Genomic DNA, 19,543 nt, shown 5'->3' with positions numbered 1-19,543 from the left:
AGATAAATGACTCAACCAATTTGGTTGGGTTATTTTTTTGCTCTTTTTTCTAAAAGAATAAAATTTTTTAAATTTCTCAGAAAAAAATCGCCTTTTTTTGCGTATTAAATAGTGTGAGGCAAAAAAGGGGGATTTTTATGAAAACAAAGGAATTTATCAATGAATTACTCACTTCCGCAATTTCAAGTAAGGCGAGTGATATTTTCTTTTTTCCGAAAAAGGAAACGATGGTTGTACAGTTTCGAACTAACCAAGGTGTAATTACCCAAACCGACCTTTCCTTGAATGAGGGACAAGAAACTATTAACTTCTTTAAATATAGCGCTCAGATGGACATTGCAGAACATCGTAGACCTCAAGTAGGAGCAATGGCTTACGAGGTTGATCAAAAAGAATATTATTTGCGTCTTTCTAGTTTGGGTGACTTTTCAGATCAAGAATCACTGGTCATTAGAATAATTTATGAGATTAAGCAAAGTAAATATTTCTTTCCTCAGCAAATAGAATCGTTAGAAAGATCAGCTTTGCATCGAGGATTGATCGTGACTAGTGGACCCACTGGGTCAGGCAAAACAACTACGATGTATGAAGTCGCAAAAAAATTAAGTCCCAATAAAGTAGTAATGACTATTGAAGATCCAGTTGAAGTTCATGAACCTACTTTTTTGCAGTCACAAGTCAATAATGAAGCCGGAATTGACTATCAAAGTTTATTAAAAGCAGCTTTGAGACACCGTCCAGATATTTTGATTATTGGAGAAATTCGTGATCAAGGTACGGCAAGATTAGCAGTTGATGCAGCTTTGAGTGGACACTTAGTTTTTGCGACGGTTCACGCTAAAAGTACTTTGCAGACTATCTCACGTTTGGAGAGTTTAGGCATCAAGAATGATGAATTAGCTAATTGCTTGACTGCTGTGTCTTACCAAAGGCTGTTGCCTAGTGCAGTAGGGATGCAGTGTCTAATGGATATTGCTAAAGGCGAACTTTTAAATCAGGAATTGCAGCTAAGCGTGCGCAGTGACTTCGTTAATTGGCAAGAGAATATGCAGTTGTTGCGGAAAGGAGGGAAAATCGATGATGAAATATATGAGCAATTCAAAGAAGGATAGGCTAAATAGCGAAGAACAACTCGTTTTTTTAGATTATTTAAAACATAGTTTAGAAAATGGTTTTTCATTGATTAATTCGATAGAGCTGATGCCTGTTTTGTGGCCAAAGAAAAAGAAACTAATGCAAAAACTGGTTAAGCGAATGAAAGATGGGAATAGTTTTAGTGCTGAATTAATTCAATTAGGTTTCTCAAAAACAACGGTGACGCAGGTTAATTTGGCATTGCAGCAAGGAAACTTAATTGAATGTTTGAATCAATTATCTATTCTTAGTCGACTCAAGCAAGAACAAGTTAAAAAATTGCGAGCAGAGTTATCCTATCCATTTGTCCTAGCAATTATGATGGTGATTTTACTTGCTTTTATGCAGTCATTTATTTCTACTCAATTTAGCGATGGTAATGAGCATTCTGGTGATTTGGTCATGCTAGGATTGATTGGAGTTGTACTTGCTGGAATATATTTTTTAGCAAGAATAATTGTTTTACTCAACAAACAGGATTACGACTCAATGCAAAGATTAACGAAATATCCCATTATTGGACCAGTGATTTTGCTATATGTGAATTATTTGCTCGTGTATGACATTGGGATGCTTTTAGCCAGTGGTTTTTCATTGCAAAAAATGTGTGAATACGCATCAAAGCAGGAAAAAGGATCCTTGCAGCAAGCCTTGGGACAAAAAATAGGGCATCAATTAGCTGAAGGAACAAATTTGGAAGAGATCGTAGAACAAGAAGTCTTTTTACCGAATAGCTTGTTAGTTTTGCTTAAAACAGGTTCGGAAAGAAAAAACTTAAGTCAAAGCTGCTTAATGTTAGGGCGTAGCTTATTTATTGATTTAACTCAAAAAATAGAAAAATTAGTTGTTAACGTACAGCCATTTTGTTTTATCTTGATTGGCTTTTGCGTGATTGGCATGTATTTGAAATTATTAATGCCAATGTATTCAATGATGCAAGGACTTTAAGGAGAAAAATATGAAAAAGAAAATGAAGAAATATTTGTTAAATATTTTAGCTAAAAGCCGTAGACAAGAAGGCTTTACTCTAATTGAAATGGTGGTTGTGATTGCTATTATCGTCATTTTGATGGTGTTGATTGTGCCAAATATGTTGAATCAAAAGGAAAAGGCAGAAACGAGAACTTCAGATGCCTTTAAGACTACTTTGCAAACACAGGTGGAAATGTATAAAGATGATGGACACGATACACCTAGCAAATTTGAAGATTTACAGGGTGAATTTTTAACTAAAGATCAAGTAAAAAAGGCAAATAAGAGTTTTAAATTAGAAAATGGCAAAGTTACTGAGATTAATAAGAAATAAATATAGAGCTTTTACTTTGATTGAAACGATGATTACTTTAGCTATTTGTTGCGGGATGCTGTTAATTGGCAGTTTACAACTGCAAAAATATCAACACCGTTTAATTTTTGATAATACAGTAAGAGAAGTAAATGCTGCTCTTGATCAAGCATCTCGAATTAGCACGATAAAGGGACATGCCGTTACCGTCATTTTTTCCGAGGATCAACATTATATAAAATTAATCGGTGGTGGTCATGAAAAGCAAGTAAATATTGATAAAAATATTGATATTAAAGGTTTGAACAAATTTGTTTTTACTAAAACTGGACGCTCTGTTCCTGGGACAATAACGTTTAGCGGTTATGGGATGAAAAAAGCTGTGAAATATCAAATGCTATGGGGACGAATGGCAAAATGAAAAAAGTAAAGGGATTTTTTATATTCGAAAGCGCCATTGCCATTATCATTTCACTATTTGCTGTAAGTTGCCTTTACTTAATTGTTGCTGAAAGTCAAAAAAATGGTCGTGAAATGGAATTAAAAACTGATCGTGTCTATGCCTATCATGTGTTAAAGGCCAACAATCTGGATCAGATAACGGTACATGATCACGTTTATGAAAGGATAGGGCAGCATTATCTTAATGATAAAAATACTAACCAAAAATACAAGATTGCAGACTAAAGGATTCATGTTAGCAGAAGTCATCTTTTCTCTTTTTATTACTATCCTGGTCCTTTCCATTTTGCAAAATCTGCTGTTAAGTATTAAAAGAGCCAACATGCATGAAAATCAGCATGTAAATGATATTGCTTATGCATATGTGCAGTTGAATAATTTTATGCATACTGAGGATACGAAAACTGTTTATCCAATCGTGAAAGATTCCAAAAGCAATAGGATAGTTTTTATGCGAGTTAATAAAAATGATGAAAAAGAACAGTATGCGATTGAATATTATTTAAAAAATCATGTTTTAAAGGTATCAAAAGCAGGAGCTGGGCGGGGTGGATATATGCCGCTTATTTTCAATATAAAATCGGCTCAGTTTGTCACTAAAAAAGATCAAATTATCATTCATGTAGTAGAAGAAAATAAAGGAAAATCAGATTTAGTTTTCAAGCTTGATGAAGAACCTAAACCAGAAAGAGAGAAAAAGATTGTTAAAAATAAAAGGAAGCGCATTGCTTAGCAGCATTTTAGTTTTAATTACGACTTTGCTTTTTATCAAAATGTATCAAGAAGTCTATTGCGCAAGCATGGAGAATAATTTGATGATTATCAAATATTTGTCTGGTAAATAACTTTCCTTGCACCTCTTCTTTCCTTTCTTTAAAATAATGGAGGTAATGGAGGGACGTTATGGGAAAATTTGAGAAACTTTTTAATCAATTTTTAGATTGCGTACAAACTTTGCAAAAAGCCCTGAATGTTTCATTTACAGAAGCCTTAGTTGAAACATTTGATAATTTAGAGCAAGGTAAAATCAAAGTCGAAAATGGTGCACCAGATGAACAAACTGTTGCAGAATTAAGTAAAAAATATCAGTCACTTGATTATGATGAGATTAGTCAAAAAGATAAGGCGCAAGTTTTTACTTTTTTAACTTTAAAAGCAATTAATGATGATGGCTTTGATGTTAATAAGATGCCAACACCACCAGCAATTTCAACTGTAATTGCAATGTTAATGCATAAATTGGTGAAGAATGAAAAGGTTGAAATAGTTGATCCTACAATTGGTACTGGAATTCTGCTGTTTTCAATCATTTCACAATTAAAGGCCTTAAACCATTCTAAAGATAACTATCAATTAGTCGGAATTGATAATGATGAAGAAATGCTTAACTTAGCAGATGTGGCAGCACACTTGAATGACTTTGACATTGAACTTTATTGTCAAGATGCATTAATGCCATGGATGTGTTCTAATCCGGATGTAGTAGTAAGCGATTTGCCGATTGGCTATTATCCAGTTGATGAAAATGCTAAAAAATTTGAAAATCGAGCAGAAAAAGGTCATTCATTTGCACACTTACTATTAATTGAACAAATAATTAAGAACTTAAAACCTGCGGGTTATGCATTTTTAGTTGTTCCTAAATCAATTTTATCAGGCAAGATTGGTGCTGATTTTATGCCATGGTTAACGAAAAAGGTATATTTGAAAGCCATTGTCGAATTGCCTGATGATATGTTTAAAAATAAATTTAATCAAAAGTCGATCCTTGTTTTCCAAAATCATGGAGAAGATGCCAAGGCTAGTGAAGTTTTGTTAACTAAACTAGATTCTCTGAAGAAAGAAGAGGCTTTGATTCGTTTTAATGTCAAATTGAACGAGTGGTATACTAAAATCAATCATTAATTCGGGATTACTTAACTTTTATTGAAAGAGGAGGAAATTATTTTTATGAAAAAGGTTTTGGCAATTAACTCTGGTAGTTCATCTTTTAAATATAAATTATTCTCATTGCCAGATGAAAAAGTTATTGCAAGTGGTATGGCTGATCGTGTTGGATTAGACAATGCTTCCTTTGAAATTAAATTGGCTGATGGCAGTAAGCATGTAGAAAAAACAGAAATTGCCGATCAAGAAGCTGCAGTTAACTTATTAATTAAATTCTTGAAGCAATTCAATGTAGTAGATGATTTACATGAAATCGTTGGTGTGGGTCACCGTGTAGTTAATGGTGGTGAATACTTTACTGATTCTACTATTATCACTAAGGAAAACTTGCCTAAGATTTATGAATTAGAAGATTACGCTCCACTTCATAACCCAGCTGAAGGCCGTGGAATTGAAGCATTTATGAACGTATTGCCAGAGGTGCCACAAGTAGCTGTATTTGATACTACTTACCACCGCGCTCTAGATCCAGTTCATTACTTATATTCTCTTCCTTATGAATATTATGAAAAATATGGCGTCCGCAAGTATGGTGCCCACGGTACATCAATCCGTTATACTGCACCTCATGCTGCTAAGATGCTTGGTAAAGATCTAAAAGACTTGAAGTTGATTATTTGTCACCTAGGTTCAGGTGCTTCAGTTACTGCTGTAAAAGACGGTAAATCATTTGATACTTCAATGGGCTTTAGTCCAATTGCTGGTATTACGATGGCTACACGCTCAGGTGATATTGATCCATCACTTATTCAACATTTGATGCATGTTGAAGGTAAGTCAATGGATGAAATGATTCATATCTTGAATCACAAATCTGGTTTACTTGGTTTGTCAGGTATTTCTCCAGATATGCGTGATGTTCGTGAAAGCGACACAGATCGTGCTAAGTTAGCTAGAAAAATCTTCATTAATAGAATTGTGCGTTACGTTGGTTCATATATTGCTGAAATGGGCGGCGTTGATGCTATTATCTTTACTGCTGGTATTGGTGAACATGATATGGGCGTACGTAAAGAAGTAATGGATGCTTTCAAATACATGGGCGTTGAACCAGATTACGAAGCAAATGAAGAAAACGGCGAACATTTCATTACTAAGCCAGATTCTAAGGTAAAGGCAATGGTTATTCCAACTAACGAAGAATTAATCATTGAACGTGATGTAGTTCGTTTAACTGATATTAATTAAGCTTTTTATTCGCAGGATTCATTTGTCTATGCTACAATAGTAGAGTCTCAAGGGGATGTTTTGGGATTCGACAGGCGTAGATTCGCATTGACTGCGATTCGTAGGTTACGTCTACGTAAAAACGTTACAGTTAAATATAACTGCAAATAACAAAAATTCTTACGCATTAGCTGCTTAATTTAGCGCATGCGTTGCTCTTTGTCGGTTTACTCGTGGCTGACACTGAGTATCAACTTTAACGAGTTACGTTTAACTACCTCACCTGAATAGTTGAAAAGAGTCTTAACAGGTTAGCTAGCTCATCCTAGCCCTGTTATATGGCGTTTTGGGCTAGTGAAGTTCAAGTAATATAACTATGATCGTAGAGGTCAGTGACGGAATGCGTTTGGACAGGGGTTCAATTCCCCTCATCTCCATACAATAGTAAAAGTCTTGCTAGGATATGATTCCTAGCAAGGCTTTTATTTTTATTTATTAATAATAATTAGTTATAGCTTTGCCCTAAAAATAAGTATTAAACATTATAAAAGCTGCTATTTATAATGGAACCTAAAGAAAACTGTTTTTACAGATAATAGGTGAGCGAATGATTAAATACAAAAATAAATACTTTGAAGGGGAAAGGATACTTTATGGCATTAATGATGCATTACCTTTGGTCATGGTGAATCTCCTTTAAAGGAGGTAAATAATGTCAGATTAAAAGATTCAATTTTTACATGGAAGTATCCATTATGGTATGACGATCATGTAGAAGTAGAAAATACTACCTTTGAAATAATGTCTAGGAGTGGAATTTGGTATACTAAAAACATTTCTATTAAGAATAGTGCTTTACAAGCGCCTAAACTATTTAGAAGAGCAAGTCATATTAGATTGGACAATGTTCATTTTGCCAATGCAGAAGAAACGATGTGGACTTGTAATGATATTAGAATTACTAATTCACAAATTAATGGCGACTATTTTGGCAAGGATAGCAAGAATATATATCTAAATCACGTGAGTGTAGTTGGTAATTATGTTTTTGATGGTGCTGAAAATATTGAGGTTCACAATTCAACTTTTGTCTCTAAAGATGCTTTTTGGAATTGTAAAAATGGACTATCTATGATTCAACAATTGATGGTGAGTATCTAGCTTGGAATACTGAGAATATTAAATTCATTAATTGTAAAATCGAAAGTGATCAAGGATTAAATTATATTGATCATATTGAAATTAAAAATAGTTCACTTATTCATACTGATTTAGCTTTTGAATATGTTTCAGATATGGATGTAGAAGTGACTAGTAAAATTGATAGTGTTAAAAATTCCGTGTCAGGTAAAATTGTAGCGCCAGAAATTGGAATTTTAACTATGGATTCAAATAAGATTGATCCTGAAAAAACGAAAATCAATTGTCCAAAGATAATTTCAAAGGTAAAGCATTTAGATAATAATCAAAAACCAAAGGATTAGTGATAATAATGGAATATGATTTTAAAAATGCACCTGATCGTAGTCATACGGATTCAGTAAAGTGGGATGTTAAGCCAGGTGAATTACCGATGTGGATTGCCGACATGGATTTTAAAACAGCACCGGAAATCATTAAGGCAATGAAAGAAAAAGTTTCATTAGGTGCCTTTGGTTATGAGTGGCCACAAGCTGATTATTTTAATGCGGTAGCGGATTGGTATGAAATAGAACATGGATATCGTCCGCAAACCAATTGGATGATCTTTACCACGGGAGTTGTGCCCGCGATTTCATCGATTGTGCGGCGTGTTTCGCATATTGGCGATAATGTTCTAGTTCAAGAACCTGTTTACAATATTTTTTACAACTCTATTTTGAATAATGGGCGCCATGTTTTATCAAGTAATTTAGTGTTTGATGGTGAACATTACAGCATTGATTGGACAGATTTAGAAGAAAAATTAGCTGATCCACTCACTACGTTAATGATTTTCTGTAATCCTCACAATCCTATTGGTAAGGTTTGGACTAAAGCAGAAGTTCAAAAAATTGCACAATTATGTCAAAAACACCATGTGGTTTTGCTTTCGGATGAGATTCATGGTGACTTAGTCAGAAAAGGACAGGGCTATACACCAGCATTTTCAATTGAAGCTAAAAGCAATGTAATTTCTTTGGTTTCACCAAGCAAGACTTTTAATGTGGCTGCACTTCATGCTGCTTATGAAGAGGGGCATGATTGGCTGAAGAAGTTAAAGCAACAGTTAAATGAGAATTTTGATTATGTCAGTCAGTTCATTCAAGAAAATGTTCCTGAGGTAAAAGTTGTCTCTGGGGATGCCACTTATTTGATGTGGATTAATGTACAGAAAGTGACTGATAATTCTGCAGATTTTGCTGCTTTTTTGAGAAAAGAGACAGGTCTAATTGTTTCAGCAGGTAGTGTTTATCGCGGTAACGGACAAGATTTCATTCGGATAAATTTAGCCTGCCCATTAGCAATGGTAAAAGACGGAATGAAGCGATTGGTAGAAGGAATCAGTAAGTATAGCAAATAGGTTTACATGTAAACAAAAAGGTAGATATATAATTAAGAAAAGGGTTTCATTTTTATAGCCTCAAAGTATATACTTTATGTGAGGTGATTTAAATGGAACCATTATTTTTAACCCCGTATTTTAGACCAAAGATTTGGGGCGGACGCAAATTAGATGATATTTTTCACTATGATATTCCAGAAGGAGAAGTCGGTGAGGCTTGGATTATTTCTGGCTATAAGGATGATGCTTCAGTAGTAACTGAAGGTCCACTTAAGGGTATGTCTTTAAGAGATGTTTATTTAAAACATCCAGAATTATTTGGTAATCCTAAGGCTAAGGAATTTCCACTTTTGGTTAAGTTCTTGGATGCCAATGATAATTTATCAGTGCAAGTACACCCAGATGATGATTATGCTAGAAAAGTAGAAAATGATTCCGGCAAGACTGAAAGCTGGTACGTCATGCAAGCAGACCCAGGTGCCTACATTATTTATGGTCATTATGCTAAGACTCGTGAAGAATTAGCTGATATGATCCATAAGGGTGAATGGGACAAGTTGCTCAGAAAAGTTCCAGTTAAGGCTGGCGACTTTTTCTACGTTCCAGCAGGTACAATCCATGCTTTGACTAAGGGTTGCTTGGTAATTGAAACTCAACAATCAAGTGATGTTACTTACCGTCTTTACGATTATGATCGAGTAGACAAGAAGACCGGTAAAAAGCGTGAACTTCATACGCAAAAATCAATTGATGTAACTACTGTACCTCATGTTGATCCTAAGCTTGATATTAAGACCAGCAAGGATCAAGATGCAGAAATTAAGACTTTGGTAGAACCACCAATTTCACCACACTTCTACTTATGGCAAATTGACCTTGATGGTACTTGGAAAACAGGGTTAAAGGATCATCCATATCTTTTAGTTTCAGTCATTAAAGGCGAAGGAAAACTTGAAGCTGATGGCAAAACATATGATTTGAAATTAGGAACTAATTTAATTATTCCAAATGAGATGAAGAAATTCACTTTCACTGGTAAAATGAGAATAGTTATGTCTGCACCTGGTGAGGAATAACCGTTTATTTTATCAGATTTAGGAGTGAGAAATTGTGATCTATGTCGCTTGTGGTTCAATAATGGCAGTGATTGGAATTATTTGGTTGATTTCACCAGCCAAGAAGCCTAATCGGATTTATGGCTATTTATCTTATCTAGCGCAAGTTAACAAGGATAGTTTTAAGTTTGCTCAAAGAAGGGCAAGTTTATATTGTATTTTATTCGGCTTGATTCAAGTCGTAATAGGGTTAATTATTCACTATTTGAATTGGGATCGCTATTTTCTCATTTGGCTATTAACTTTTTATTTATTTATCTTATTGCCAATTGTCTTTACTGAAAAAAGTCTCAAATCTTTTTTAAGTAAAAGACATGAATTGCCACATGACTATGTCGATCCCGATCAAGTAAAACGTCAAAGAACAAAAGGATTTAGGGATCGATAATGAGTTTGAGAATCTTAATGGTTGAAGATGACAGTTCTGTCGCTGAAATGATGGGAATGTTTTTCAAAAAAGAAGGTTGGCAGCAAGATATCGCCGTCGACGGTGTCGAAGCCGTCGATATGTTTAAAGAAAATGCAGATAAGTATGATTTGATTACATTAGATCTGAATTTGCCAAAAAAAGATGGGATTCAGGTTGCTAAGGAAGTAAGGGCTATTTCTCCTACTGTTCCAATTATCATGCTTACTGCTAGGGGCAGTGAATCAGATCAAGTTCTGGGATTAGGAATTGGTGCTGATGAATATGTGACTAAGCCATTTAGTCCAATTGCCCTGATTGCACGAATTAAGGCCCTTCATCGTCGTGTGATGATGGAAGAAGATGTTCAAACGCAAGAAAATACTAATCAGGAATATGAAATTCAAACACCTCATCTAAAAATTTCTAAGGATAGACGAGAAGTTTTGTTTGATGATCAACCGGTAGTCGATTTAACACCTAAGGAATTTGATTTACTGTATACGATGGCTCAAAAGCCTAAGCAAGTATTTTCACGTGATCAGCTATTAGAGTTAGTATGGGGATATGAGTATTATGGTGAAGAACGAACCGTTGATGCTCATATTAAAAAATTGCGGCAAAAATTAGAAAAAGTTGGCGCCAAAGTTATTCAAACAGTCTGGGGTGTCGGCTATAAGTTTGACGATTCGCAGGTCAAATAATGAAATTAATTTATCAGAACATGCTGGGCTTTCTTTTGATTATCGTAACCACAATTTCCATTATTGGTTATTCAGAAATCGGATATGCCCGTAATCAGGCTTACATGCAAAATTATCAACGAATGGAAAGTTATGCTAATTCGTTGGGAGAATTAGCTGAAACGGATGGCAAAAACGGCACAGCTTTACTAAATGATAATTTCTTGAATCAATTAGAATTTGTATTGCGTGGAGATGACGTTCATTTACGTATTTTTGATGATAAAAATACGCAAATTTATCCTCGGGTCAATGCCAAAGTTCAATTGTCTGATAAGATTTTTTCTACTTTGCAAAATGGACAAGAGATTCGCATCCAGAATAACCATACTGAAAATTCCCCAATTGGTTTAACTAAGGACGCATATACTGGTGTCTTAGTCCCCTGGATGAATGGAAAAAATTTGGTTGGTATAGCGTGGATTAGTTCTAGGGTAAAACATGTTGAGCGACCAATATATATGGCTAAGCGCAATTTATTGCGGGCTTTGTTAATCACTGTAGCAGTTGGACTTATTCTTAGCTTTATCATTTCATATTATTCAACTAAACGAATCAAACGGTTGTCTCGGGCAACGCAAAAAGTTGCCTCAGGAAACTTCAATGTACAGATCGATCATAAAGACAGTGATGAAATTGATCAGCTGGCTGAAAACTTTAATAAAATGGTTAAGGCACTTAAGCAATCAAATGAAGAAGTTAAGGCACAAGAAAAGCAGCGTGATCAATTTATGGCTGATGCAGCTCATGAAATGCGAACACCTTTGACAACTATTAATGGCATTCTGGAGGGCTTGCAGTATGACGCCATTCCGGAAGAATCTAAGCCTAAGTCTATTGATTTAATGCAACGTGAGACTAAACGTTTAATTAGGTTAGTTAATGAAAATTTGGATTATGAAAAAATCCGTAATAATCAGATCATGTTGATTAAAACAGATTTTGATGCAATGCCAATTCTGCATGACTTAAAGTCACAGTTAAAACAAAATGCTCAAAAGGCTAAAGACGAAATTAGTGTTGCTGGTCCAGAAAAATTGCCAATTTATGCAGATCGTGATCGATTTACGCAGGTGATGGTCAACTTGGTTCAAAATGCCATTCAATTTACGCATGATGGTCACATTCAAATTTCTGGTAAAAGATTGGAACATGCTAGTGAAATATCTGTCAAGGATGATGGTATCGGCATGAGTAAAGACCAAACTAAGTTTATCTTTGAACGCTTTTTCAAGGCTGATCCATCAAGAGCGAGGATGGGCACAGGCGAATCTGGGTTAGGATTGGCCATTGTTTCCTCATTGATTAAACAGCACGGTGGTAAAGTAAAAGTGGCTTCTGCACCTGGCAAAGGATCAACATTTACGGTTATCTTTTATGATAAAGGCTATGAACAATTTATAAGCAAAGATGAATAGAAAAAGGCATTCAGCTGCAATTTTATACAGCTGAATGCCTTTTAATTTTCTTTAGTTTTTATCACTTTTTTCTGTGCTACTTTTATTTTGCTCGGTTAATTGATTCTTAAGTACTTCTTCTGGCACTTTAGTAATATCTTTTTCACGATTGTGCAATTCAGAAGCATCAGTCTTATAGAGCTTGGTTGTAGAACGGTTATGATTTTCACTGTAAAGTGAAGTAGAACTATCTGCTAGGTCTTGTCTGATTGAGATCATCTTTTGATAATTAGTAGAGTAATTAAACTGAGTTGGATCAACTGGTACAAAACCTGTTGGAGTGTAAAACCGTAGTAAATTATGATTATTAAGCAAATCAGAATAATGAAGAGAATCTTTAGCTTTTTTAGCTAAAGCGGTAATTTCTTTCTTTTCCTGCGGGCTAAAATTAATAATTTGTCTACCGTTAATTCGATTGTAAACTGTTCCTTTTATTCCCTTGCCTCCAACGATAATATATTTGGAGCTGACAATAGTACCATTTCTAAAGACGATCCAATCTTGTCTATGAGGAGAAAGCATGTCGCTACCAAATTGAACATAGCCCTTATTACTGATTCCAAGTAGGTGAAGCAAGGTTGGAAGAACGTCGATTTCGCCAGCAATTTCGTGACTGATTTTTCCTTTTAAATTATCAGCGTGAATCATGAATGGAACTTTTTGCATTTGCACATTGTTATATGTGTTCCAAGTATCAGCACTTTCATTAATAATTGGAGCTAAGGTTTCATTTTCGGAATTACTTAATCCATAGTGATCACCATAGATTACTATCATACTATTTTTATAGAGGCCAGAAGCTTTTAGATAGTTGAAAAATTCATGAACTGCTTCGTCTAAGTAATGAGCAGTTTCAAAATAGTTGTTAATAGTTTGATCGCTCGTTTTAGTGGTCTTAAAGTTAGGATCGCGATCATCCTTATCTAGATCAAATGGAATATGGTTAGTAACAGTAATGAATTTTGCATAAAATGGCTGTTGCATTTGTTCTAGGTACTTGATGCTCTCGGAAAACAACAGCTTATCTTTTAAACCGTAACCAATATTGTCTTTATTTTGTGTACTGAAATAATTCTTATCAAAGAAATAGTTATAGCCCATATTTTTATAGACATCATTTCTATTCCAGAAAGTACCGACATTCCCGTGGAATACAGCAGAAGTATACCCATCTTGACGCAGAATTTGGGGAGCTGCCTGGAACGTATTCTCAGAACCAAGTGAAGTGAATAATGATCCATCTGAAATCCCATATGTACTGGTTTCTAACATGTTTTCAGCATCACTAGTTCTACCTAAACCAACTTGATGATAAAAGTTATCAAAACTCAAAGTATGTTTATTTCGATAAAGTGAATTTAAAAACGGTGTCACTTCTTTGCCATTAACCTTAAGGTTAATTAAAAACTGTTGAAAACTTTCCAAGTGAATGACAATTACGTTTTTATTTTTCTCTACGCCAAAATATGCGGATGAGGGAGCAGAATGAATCTTATTGGTAAAATTCAAAATCTCATTTAGATCTGAAGCATTAGCATTTTTGGTTACCTGAACGTTTTGTGCGCTCTTGAAACCATCATAAGCAGTAAAAGTATCAATTCCCAAATATTTCACTACATAAGAACGGTCAAAGGTATTTCTTAAAAGGCGTGGACGGGAAGTCTCAGCCAGAAAGATGTTCAAAGTAGTAATCAATGCTCCAACTGAAGTAATAGCGATGGGAGTTGACAGCCCGTATGATTTTTGATCGATTCGTATTCTATGAATAACCAAAAGGATGATGATAATGATAAGGTCAATCCAAATTAAGATGTCGGTAGGGTGGAGTAAAGCAACAGTACTTTTACCCAAGCCTTGGGAGACCTTGCCAGCATTAGTCATTGTTTTAATGGTTAAAAAATCAGTAAATTGCCGGTAGTAGATAATGTTTGCAAATAGCAAAGCAGTATTTGCAAAATCCATGATTAACATGGCGATATAGGAAATAATAGGTTTAGGGATGTAAAAGCCAATACTAATCAAAATTACAGCAGTCCCAATCGGGCTGAGCCACATGATAACGTGCTGGTAAGGATCCGATAAACCTAAATTAAAGTCGAAATAAGCGGCAAAAATGTATTTTATCCAAAACCAAAATACCAAAAGAACCAAAAATCCAGTTCTTGTTTGAATAAAATTGCTAATTTTCTTTTTCATATTTTTCTCCTTTAACATCTTTTAATTTTAAAGGTTCCTTCTGCTTAAAACAACGATTTATCAAGAGTTATGCATTTTTTAATAATTACCTTTTGAAAAAATGGTTATAATCTAGAAGGAATAATTTAGAAAGAGGCAAAGCATGCTGTTTTTCGGCCCACTTTATAATTTTTTAGCAGAACGTTATGCGACTAGTATTAATCATTTTGCATTAGTTAAATTAACTTTTTTAGCATTAGATAAAGCCTTCTTTTACTTTCTTATTTTTGCGGTTTTACGGTTGATCTGGCTTCTTTTTGTTAGAAGAAGACGATCAATTAAATCGGAAGTTAGTGTTTGGATTTTTGCATTTTATCTAATTTTGATTTTAATGTTGACAACGTTCAGAGATACTTATTTTCCATGGCAACTTGTGTTTAATTTTAATAGGCCGTTGAGTGATGTTAATTTAGTTTTTATGAAGGAAACGTGGAAATTAGTTTATGCGCCAAGCAGGTTAGATTTCTTTTACAATTCACTGGGCAATATTATGTGTTTTGTGCCGTTTGGAATATTATTTCCAATTGTTTTTTCAAAGAAGCAATCATTTTTTAAAACTATTTTGATGGGGATGCTGTTTTCAATTGCCATTGAAACATTGCAATTTTTATTATCAACTGGTGTTAGTGACATTGATGATGTCTTCTTTAATACGTGTGGTGCGATCTTAGGCTATTTGATTTATCTCTTTTTCAAAAAATTATGTATGCGCTTGTAAAATGATACTGGTATTCGATAAATAAGATTGTTAAAATAAGGATGTGAAATTTTTATAATAGTTAGGAAGCAGATTTATGAGTTTAATTAATTTTGATAGTAGTAAGTTAACGCCATTTGTTCATGAAAATGAATTAGGCGAAATGCAAGCTATGGTAAATGCTGCTAACACTGAACTCCGTGATGGTACTGGTGCTGGCAATGATTTCCGTGGTTGGCTTGACTTGCCAGTAGATTACGACAAAGATGAATTTGCTCGTATCAAGAAGGCTGCCAAGAAGATCCAAAATGATTCAGAAGTTTTGGTCTGCATCGGTATTGGTGGTTCATACCTTGGTGCTCAAGCTGCAATTGAATTTTTGAACAGCAACTTCTACGGCAAGGAAAAGACAGACATGCCAACTGTTGTTTTCTGTGGTAACTCACTTTCAGGTTCATACCTTTACGACTTGATTGAATGGGTAGGCGACAAGGACTTTAGTATTAACGTAATTTCTAAGTCAGGTACTACTACTGAACCATCAGTAGCATTCAGAATCTTCAAGGATAAGTTGATCAAGAAGTACGGTAAGGAAGAAGCTGCTAAGCGTATTTACGCAACTACTGACCGTCAAAAGGGTGCTTTGAAGACTGAAGCTGACGCAGAAGGTTACGAAGAATTCGTAGTTCCAGATGATATTGGTGGTCGTTACAGTGTTCTTACTGCTGTTGGTTTACTTCCAATTGCTGCTGCAGGTGCTGACATCGATGCTTTGATGAAGGGTGCTGCAGATGCTCGTGCAGATTACACTGATACTGATGTTCACAAGAACTCACCATACCAATACGCTGCTCTTCGTAACATCCTTTACCGCAAGGGGTACACTACTGAAATTGTTGAAAACTATGAACCAAATCTTAGAATGTTCGGTGAATGGTGCAAGCAATTGATGGGTGAATCAGAAGGTAAGGACAACAAGGGTATTTGGCCATCAAGTGCTAACTTCACTACTGACTTACACTCACTTGGTCAATACATTCAAGAAGGTCTTCGTAACTTATTTGAAACTGTTATCCGTGTTGAAAAACCACGTCACGATGTTAAGATTCCTGGCGATGAAAAGAACTTGGATCAACTTAACTTCTTGGAAGGCAAGAGCTTGAACTACGTAAACGATCGTGCTTACGAAGGTGTTGTTTTAGCCCACACTGACGGTGGCGTACCAGTTATGACTGTTAACATTCCAGATCAAACTGAACACACTCTTGGTTACATGATCTACTTCTTCGAATTAGCAATTGCTATTTCAGGTTACTTGAATGGTATTAACCCATTCAACCAACCAGGTGTTGAAGAATACAAGCGTAACATGTTTGGTCTTCTTAACAAGCCAGGTTACGAAAACTTACACGACGACTTAACTAAGCGTCTTAAATAATTAATTTTACTCAGCATATTTGATAGTATGCGGTTGAATATAGTTAGCATTAGCTAATTAAAGAAAGAGTAGAAACTTTTTTGAGGTTTCTACTCTTTTTGTTTGGAAGATTAAATTAGGGATCTGTATGAAAGAAAAAACTAAAAATATTTTAGCTGTTTTATCGGCAGCGTTTATGTCATTCGTGGGAATTTTGACAGAAACTAGTTTAAATGTAACTTTCCCTACGATGATGAAACAATTTAATGTAGCTCTAGATACTGTTCAATGGACTACTACAGGCTACCTTTTAACCATTGCAATTATTATGATCTGTTCATCGTATTTAAATGAACGCTTTACTGCTAAACAACTATTTGTAGTAGCTTGTGGTGGTTTTATGGTCGGCAGCGTAATTAGTGCGTTTGCGCCTAATTTTTCAATTTTGCTTTTAGGACGTTTAATCTCTGCATTAGGTGCAGGAATTAGTACACCGTTAATGTTTAATTTGGTTACCGAGATTATTCCACGCGACAAGTGGGGCGTTTATATGGGAATTGCTGGGTTAGTAGTCGCTATGGCTCCAACTTTAGGTCCTGCTTTTGGTGGAATTACTAATTTTTATCTATCTTGGCGCTGGATTTTTATTTTTGCGACTATCATTGCTTTGATTGTTTTCATCGCAGGTGTTCTAGTGATTGGCAAATATCATGAACAAGTTAAAAGCGATTTTGATTGGCTAGCGTTTATAATTTTAGCCAGCGCTTTTATTACGTTAACTGTGGGCGTTAATCAAATTAGTAAGGGAATCACCAATCCTCTATTTTGGCTTTTATTAATTGCAACGGCTATTTTGGTTTTGTTTTTTGTTAAATTATCTCAGAAATCAACCAAGAAGTTGCTTGATCTAGCTGTTTTTAAACAAAAGGCCTTTGTGTGGGGTGCCTTGGCATATTTCCTTTTACAGTTTAATAATATTGGTATCAGTTTTGTATTGCCAAATTACGTTCAAATTGTTGGGCATCAAAACTCTTTAATTGGTGGATTGATATTACTCCCCGGTAGTATTATCGCCGGTTTACTCAATCCTTATTTTGGCAGCTTGTATGATAAAAAGGGCGCTAAATTGCCACTTTACTTAGGTGGCAGTTTTATGATGCTTGGGTGCTTATTATTCATGATTTTTGGCTTGAATTTAAGTGTATTGATGATTGTCATTTTTTACGGCATCATGATGTTAGGGCATAGAATGTCCTTTAGCAATACTTTAGCAGAATCGCTTAAGGTAGAAAAAGGAAAATTGCGTGCGGATGCTACGGCTGTTTGTCAAACTAGTCAACAATTAGCTGGCTCCGTTGGAACAACTATCTTGGCTGCGATTATATCTATCTGGCAAAAAAAGCCTAATATAACTTATTCATTAGGAACGGCTCAGGGAAGTCAAGCAGCATTTATTTTTACAGTGATCATTAGTTTAATTATTATCTTTAGTGATTGGAAAATGTTTAAAGCAGAAAATAATAATTAAGTAAGACAATTACTTTAAAATAAGTTATAATAGTATATGAATGATGAAATTTAGTGAGAGATAAAAAGGACGGCTGACACACAGTCGTCCTTTTTTCTTATATCTTGTTATTTTCTTTTAAAAAGCTACGGATAATTTTTTCTCGCATTGCAAGAAAAACCGTATTATGACCTGTAGGATGAATTCGATTGGTTAATAAAATTAAGCCTGATCGTTTAACGCGATCCAAAATCATTAATGTACCGGTAAAACCGGTGTGTAAAATGATTGGATAATGATTTTTAGGATCAAAGCGTAGATCCCAGCCCCAAGAGCGAGGCTTTACACCAGCTGGATTTTTATTATCAAAAAGCAGGCTAACAGTTTTTTGACTGTAAGGTAATATCTCTTTTTTTAGTCCGAGATAACCTTGACTGAAGGTGATTAAATCTTGCATGGTTGAGAAAAGTCCGGCGGAGCCGCAATCTGCACCTAATTGTCGTGCCTTAGGATCATGTGGGATGCCCTGTAAGACCCGTCCATCAACGATTGCAGTTGGTACACAAGCATCTTTTTTAGGTGAAAATGTGGTGTGAGTCAGCGGCATTTGGCTGAATACTTCTTGCGTGGCAACGTCTTGTACAGGTTGATTGAAAATCTTTTTGATAACCAAGCCTAATAAAATGAAGTTGGTATCTGCATAGCGCATTTTATGTTCAAACTCGTCAGTTACGGGTAAATTGATAATTGCTTTTAGTAATTCATCATGATCCAGTTCATCACGATGCGGAATCCAACCGCGAATACCACTGGTGTGAGTTAAAAGATGATAAAGACGAATACGCGAATCTTTAAATTCTGGGACAAACTCTTTTAAAGGCTCGGTAAAATTAAGCTTGCCTTGATCATAAAGCTTTAAAAGTACATTTTCAGTAGCTAAGACTTTAGTTAGACTAGCCAAGTCATATTCAGCAAATGGACTAAGTTGAGTCACGGTAGGGTAGATACTAGCAAATCCTGTCGTTGAGGTAAAGATTTGTTTATCTTTAATGAAAGTGTAGTTTACGCCCGGTACAACTCTTTCAAAGACCATTGATTCAATTAAATGTTGTGTTTTATTATAGTCTATCATTTTTCACCATCCACTCAATTATTATAGACAAAATGACTTGACAAGCATAGAAGAAAAAAGCATAATTATTAATGTTGACTCGCCCGTTGGTCAAATGGTTAAGACGCTACCCTCTCAAGGTGGAGTTATGAGTTCAATTCTCGTACGGGTGATTAATTGAGATATAGCCAAATTGGTAAGGCACAGGATTCTGGTTCCTGGATGTTTGGGTTCGAGCCCCAATATCTCAATAATAAAGAAAAGGTTTAAGCTATTTCAGCCAATGTCATTAAGTTAAGACATTGACAATTAATATTAGACTTTTAAAGCACTGAT

Annotated in this window: 18 protein-coding genes, 2 tRNA genes, 1 other RNA gene and 1 pseudogene; 20 read left to right on the top strand and 2 right to left on the bottom strand. The window is 35.1% G+C overall.

Annotated elements, in window-relative coordinates; genetic code table 11:
• The first annotated feature begins 137 nt into the window (after positions 1-137).
• From comGA to CP357_RS02895, 15 genes and pseudogenes are all read left to right on the top strand, one after another.
• Entirely contained in the window at positions 138-1,112 is a 975-nt protein-coding gene (gene comGA, locus CP357_RS02965; RefSeq protein ID WP_025005120.1) for a competence type IV pilus ATPase ComGA, read from the top strand.
• Positions 1,081-2,082, top strand: a complete 1,002-nt coding sequence (locus CP357_RS02960; RefSeq protein WP_025005119.1) for a type II secretion system F family protein — start codon at positions 1,081-1,083, stop codon at positions 2,080-2,082. The genes comGA and CP357_RS02960 overlap by 32 nt, the downstream gene beginning before the upstream one ends.
• A gap of 10 nt (positions 2,083-2,092) precedes the next feature.
• On the top strand, positions 2,093-2,440 hold the full coding sequence (locus CP357_RS02955) for a prepilin-type N-terminal cleavage/methylation domain-containing protein (RefSeq protein ID WP_087175668.1): 348 nt from the start codon (positions 2,093-2,095) through the stop codon (positions 2,438-2,440).
• Complete coding sequence (locus tag CP357_RS02950; protein ID WP_087175669.1) at positions 2,409-2,840, top strand: prepilin-type N-terminal cleavage/methylation domain-containing protein; 432 nt, start codon at positions 2,409-2,411, stop codon at positions 2,838-2,840. The genes CP357_RS02955 and CP357_RS02950 overlap by 32 nt, the downstream gene beginning before the upstream one ends.
• A complete protein-coding gene (locus CP357_RS02945) occupies positions 2,837-3,106 on the top strand; it encodes a hypothetical protein (RefSeq protein WP_198995849.1) in 270 nt (89 codons plus the stop codon). The genes CP357_RS02950 and CP357_RS02945 overlap by 4 nt, the downstream gene beginning before the upstream one ends.
• Positions 3,107-3,113: 7 nt before the next feature.
• Positions 3,114-3,614: a ComGF family competence protein gene (locus tag CP357_RS02940; protein WP_035434033.1), complete on the top strand. Its 501-nt coding sequence runs from the start codon at positions 3,114-3,116 to the stop codon at positions 3,612-3,614.
• A 170-nt stretch (positions 3,615-3,784) separates the two neighbouring features.
• Entirely contained in the window at positions 3,785-4,786 is a 1,002-nt protein-coding gene (locus CP357_RS02935; protein WP_087235389.1) for a class I SAM-dependent methyltransferase, read from the top strand.
• Between the two features lie 45 nt (positions 4,787-4,831).
• Positions 4,832-6,016 carry an acetate/propionate family kinase gene (locus CP357_RS02930; protein WP_098036504.1) on the top strand — a complete coding sequence of 395 codons (1,185 nt, stop codon included), beginning with the start codon at positions 4,832-4,834 and terminating at the stop codon, positions 6,014-6,016.
• A 51-nt stretch (positions 6,017-6,067) separates the two neighbouring features.
• Positions 6,068-6,435, top strand: a transfer-messenger RNA (tmRNA) gene (ssrA, locus tag CP357_RS02925).
• A 167-nt stretch (positions 6,436-6,602) separates the two neighbouring features.
• A pseudogene (locus tag CP357_RS02920) lies at positions 6,603-7,479 on the top strand (DUF3737 family protein).
• Positions 7,480-7,487: 8 nt separating this feature from the next.
• The gene (locus CP357_RS02915; RefSeq protein WP_098036503.1) at positions 7,488-8,537 is read left to right on the top strand and encodes a MalY/PatB family protein; all 1,050 of its coding nucleotides are present in this window, start codon (positions 7,488-7,490) and stop codon (positions 8,535-8,537) included.
• Between the two features lie 92 nt (positions 8,538-8,629).
• Positions 8,630-9,595: a mannose-6-phosphate isomerase, class I gene (gene manA / locus CP357_RS02910; RefSeq protein ID WP_098036502.1), complete on the top strand. Its 966-nt coding sequence runs from the start codon at positions 8,630-8,632 to the stop codon at positions 9,593-9,595.
• Between the two features lie 34 nt (positions 9,596-9,629).
• On the top strand, positions 9,630-10,022 hold the full coding sequence (locus tag CP357_RS02905; RefSeq protein WP_025005111.1) for an SdpI family protein: 393 nt from the start codon (positions 9,630-9,632) through the stop codon (positions 10,020-10,022).
• On the top strand, positions 10,022-10,744 hold the full coding sequence (locus CP357_RS02900; RefSeq protein ID WP_025005110.1) for a response regulator transcription factor: 723 nt from the start codon (positions 10,022-10,024) through the stop codon (positions 10,742-10,744). The genes CP357_RS02905 and CP357_RS02900 overlap by 1 nt, the downstream gene beginning before the upstream one ends.
• Positions 10,744-12,201, top strand: coding sequence for a HAMP domain-containing sensor histidine kinase (locus tag CP357_RS02895; RefSeq protein WP_098036501.1), 1,458 nt, complete (start codon positions 10,744-10,746; stop codon positions 12,199-12,201). The genes CP357_RS02900 and CP357_RS02895 overlap by 1 nt, the downstream gene beginning before the upstream one ends.
• Before the next feature lie 51 nt (positions 12,202-12,252).
• Here the strand turns inward: CP357_RS02895 and CP357_RS02890 are convergent, their stop codons facing one another.
• Positions 12,253-14,454: an LTA synthase family protein gene (locus tag CP357_RS02890; RefSeq protein WP_098036500.1), complete on the bottom strand. Its 2,202-nt coding sequence runs from the start codon at positions 14,452-14,454 to the stop codon at positions 12,253-12,255.
• A 124-nt stretch (positions 14,455-14,578) separates the two neighbouring features.
• On the opposite strand from CP357_RS02890, the gene CP357_RS02885 reads away from it, so the two are divergent.
• The 3 genes from CP357_RS02885 to CP357_RS02875 all read left to right on the top strand — a co-directional run bounded on the left by CP357_RS02885 (position 14,579) and on the right by CP357_RS02875 (position 18,117).
• Entirely contained in the window at positions 14,579-15,193 is a 615-nt protein-coding gene (locus tag CP357_RS02885; protein WP_098036499.1) for a VanZ family protein, read from the top strand.
• Positions 15,194-15,269: 76 nt separating this feature from the next.
• The gene (locus CP357_RS02880; protein ID WP_087235341.1) at positions 15,270-16,610 is read left to right on the top strand and encodes a glucose-6-phosphate isomerase; all 1,341 of its coding nucleotides are present in this window, start codon (positions 15,270-15,272) and stop codon (positions 16,608-16,610) included.
• A gap of 127 nt (positions 16,611-16,737) precedes the next feature.
• Positions 16,738-18,117 carry an MFS transporter gene (locus tag CP357_RS02875; protein ID WP_098036498.1) on the top strand — a complete coding sequence of 460 codons (1,380 nt, stop codon included), beginning with the start codon at positions 16,738-16,740 and terminating at the stop codon, positions 18,115-18,117.
• A gap of 97 nt (positions 18,118-18,214) precedes the next feature.
• Here CP357_RS02875 and CP357_RS02870 read toward each other — a convergent pair whose 3' ends face one another.
• Positions 18,215-19,228: a serine hydrolase gene (locus CP357_RS02870; protein ID WP_098036497.1), complete on the bottom strand. Its 1,014-nt coding sequence runs from the start codon at positions 19,226-19,228 to the stop codon at positions 18,215-18,217.
• Positions 19,229-19,308: 80 nt separating this feature from the next.
• Here CP357_RS02870 and CP357_RS02865 point away from each other — a divergent pair.
• Positions 19,309-19,380 (top strand) — tRNA-Glu (locus tag CP357_RS02865).
• 5 nt (positions 19,381-19,385) lie between these two features.
• A tRNA-Gln gene (locus CP357_RS02860) sits at positions 19,386-19,458 on the top strand.
• The last annotated feature ends 85 nt before the right edge of the window (positions 19,459-19,543 follow it).

It is taken from the genome of Lactobacillus sp. UMNPBX6, assembly GCF_002553975.1.
In the GTDB taxonomy this organism is placed as follows: Bacteria; Bacillota; Bacilli; order Lactobacillales; family Lactobacillaceae; genus Lactobacillus; species Lactobacillus gallinarum.
This window is presented reverse-complemented; position numbering and strand designations above follow the sequence as displayed.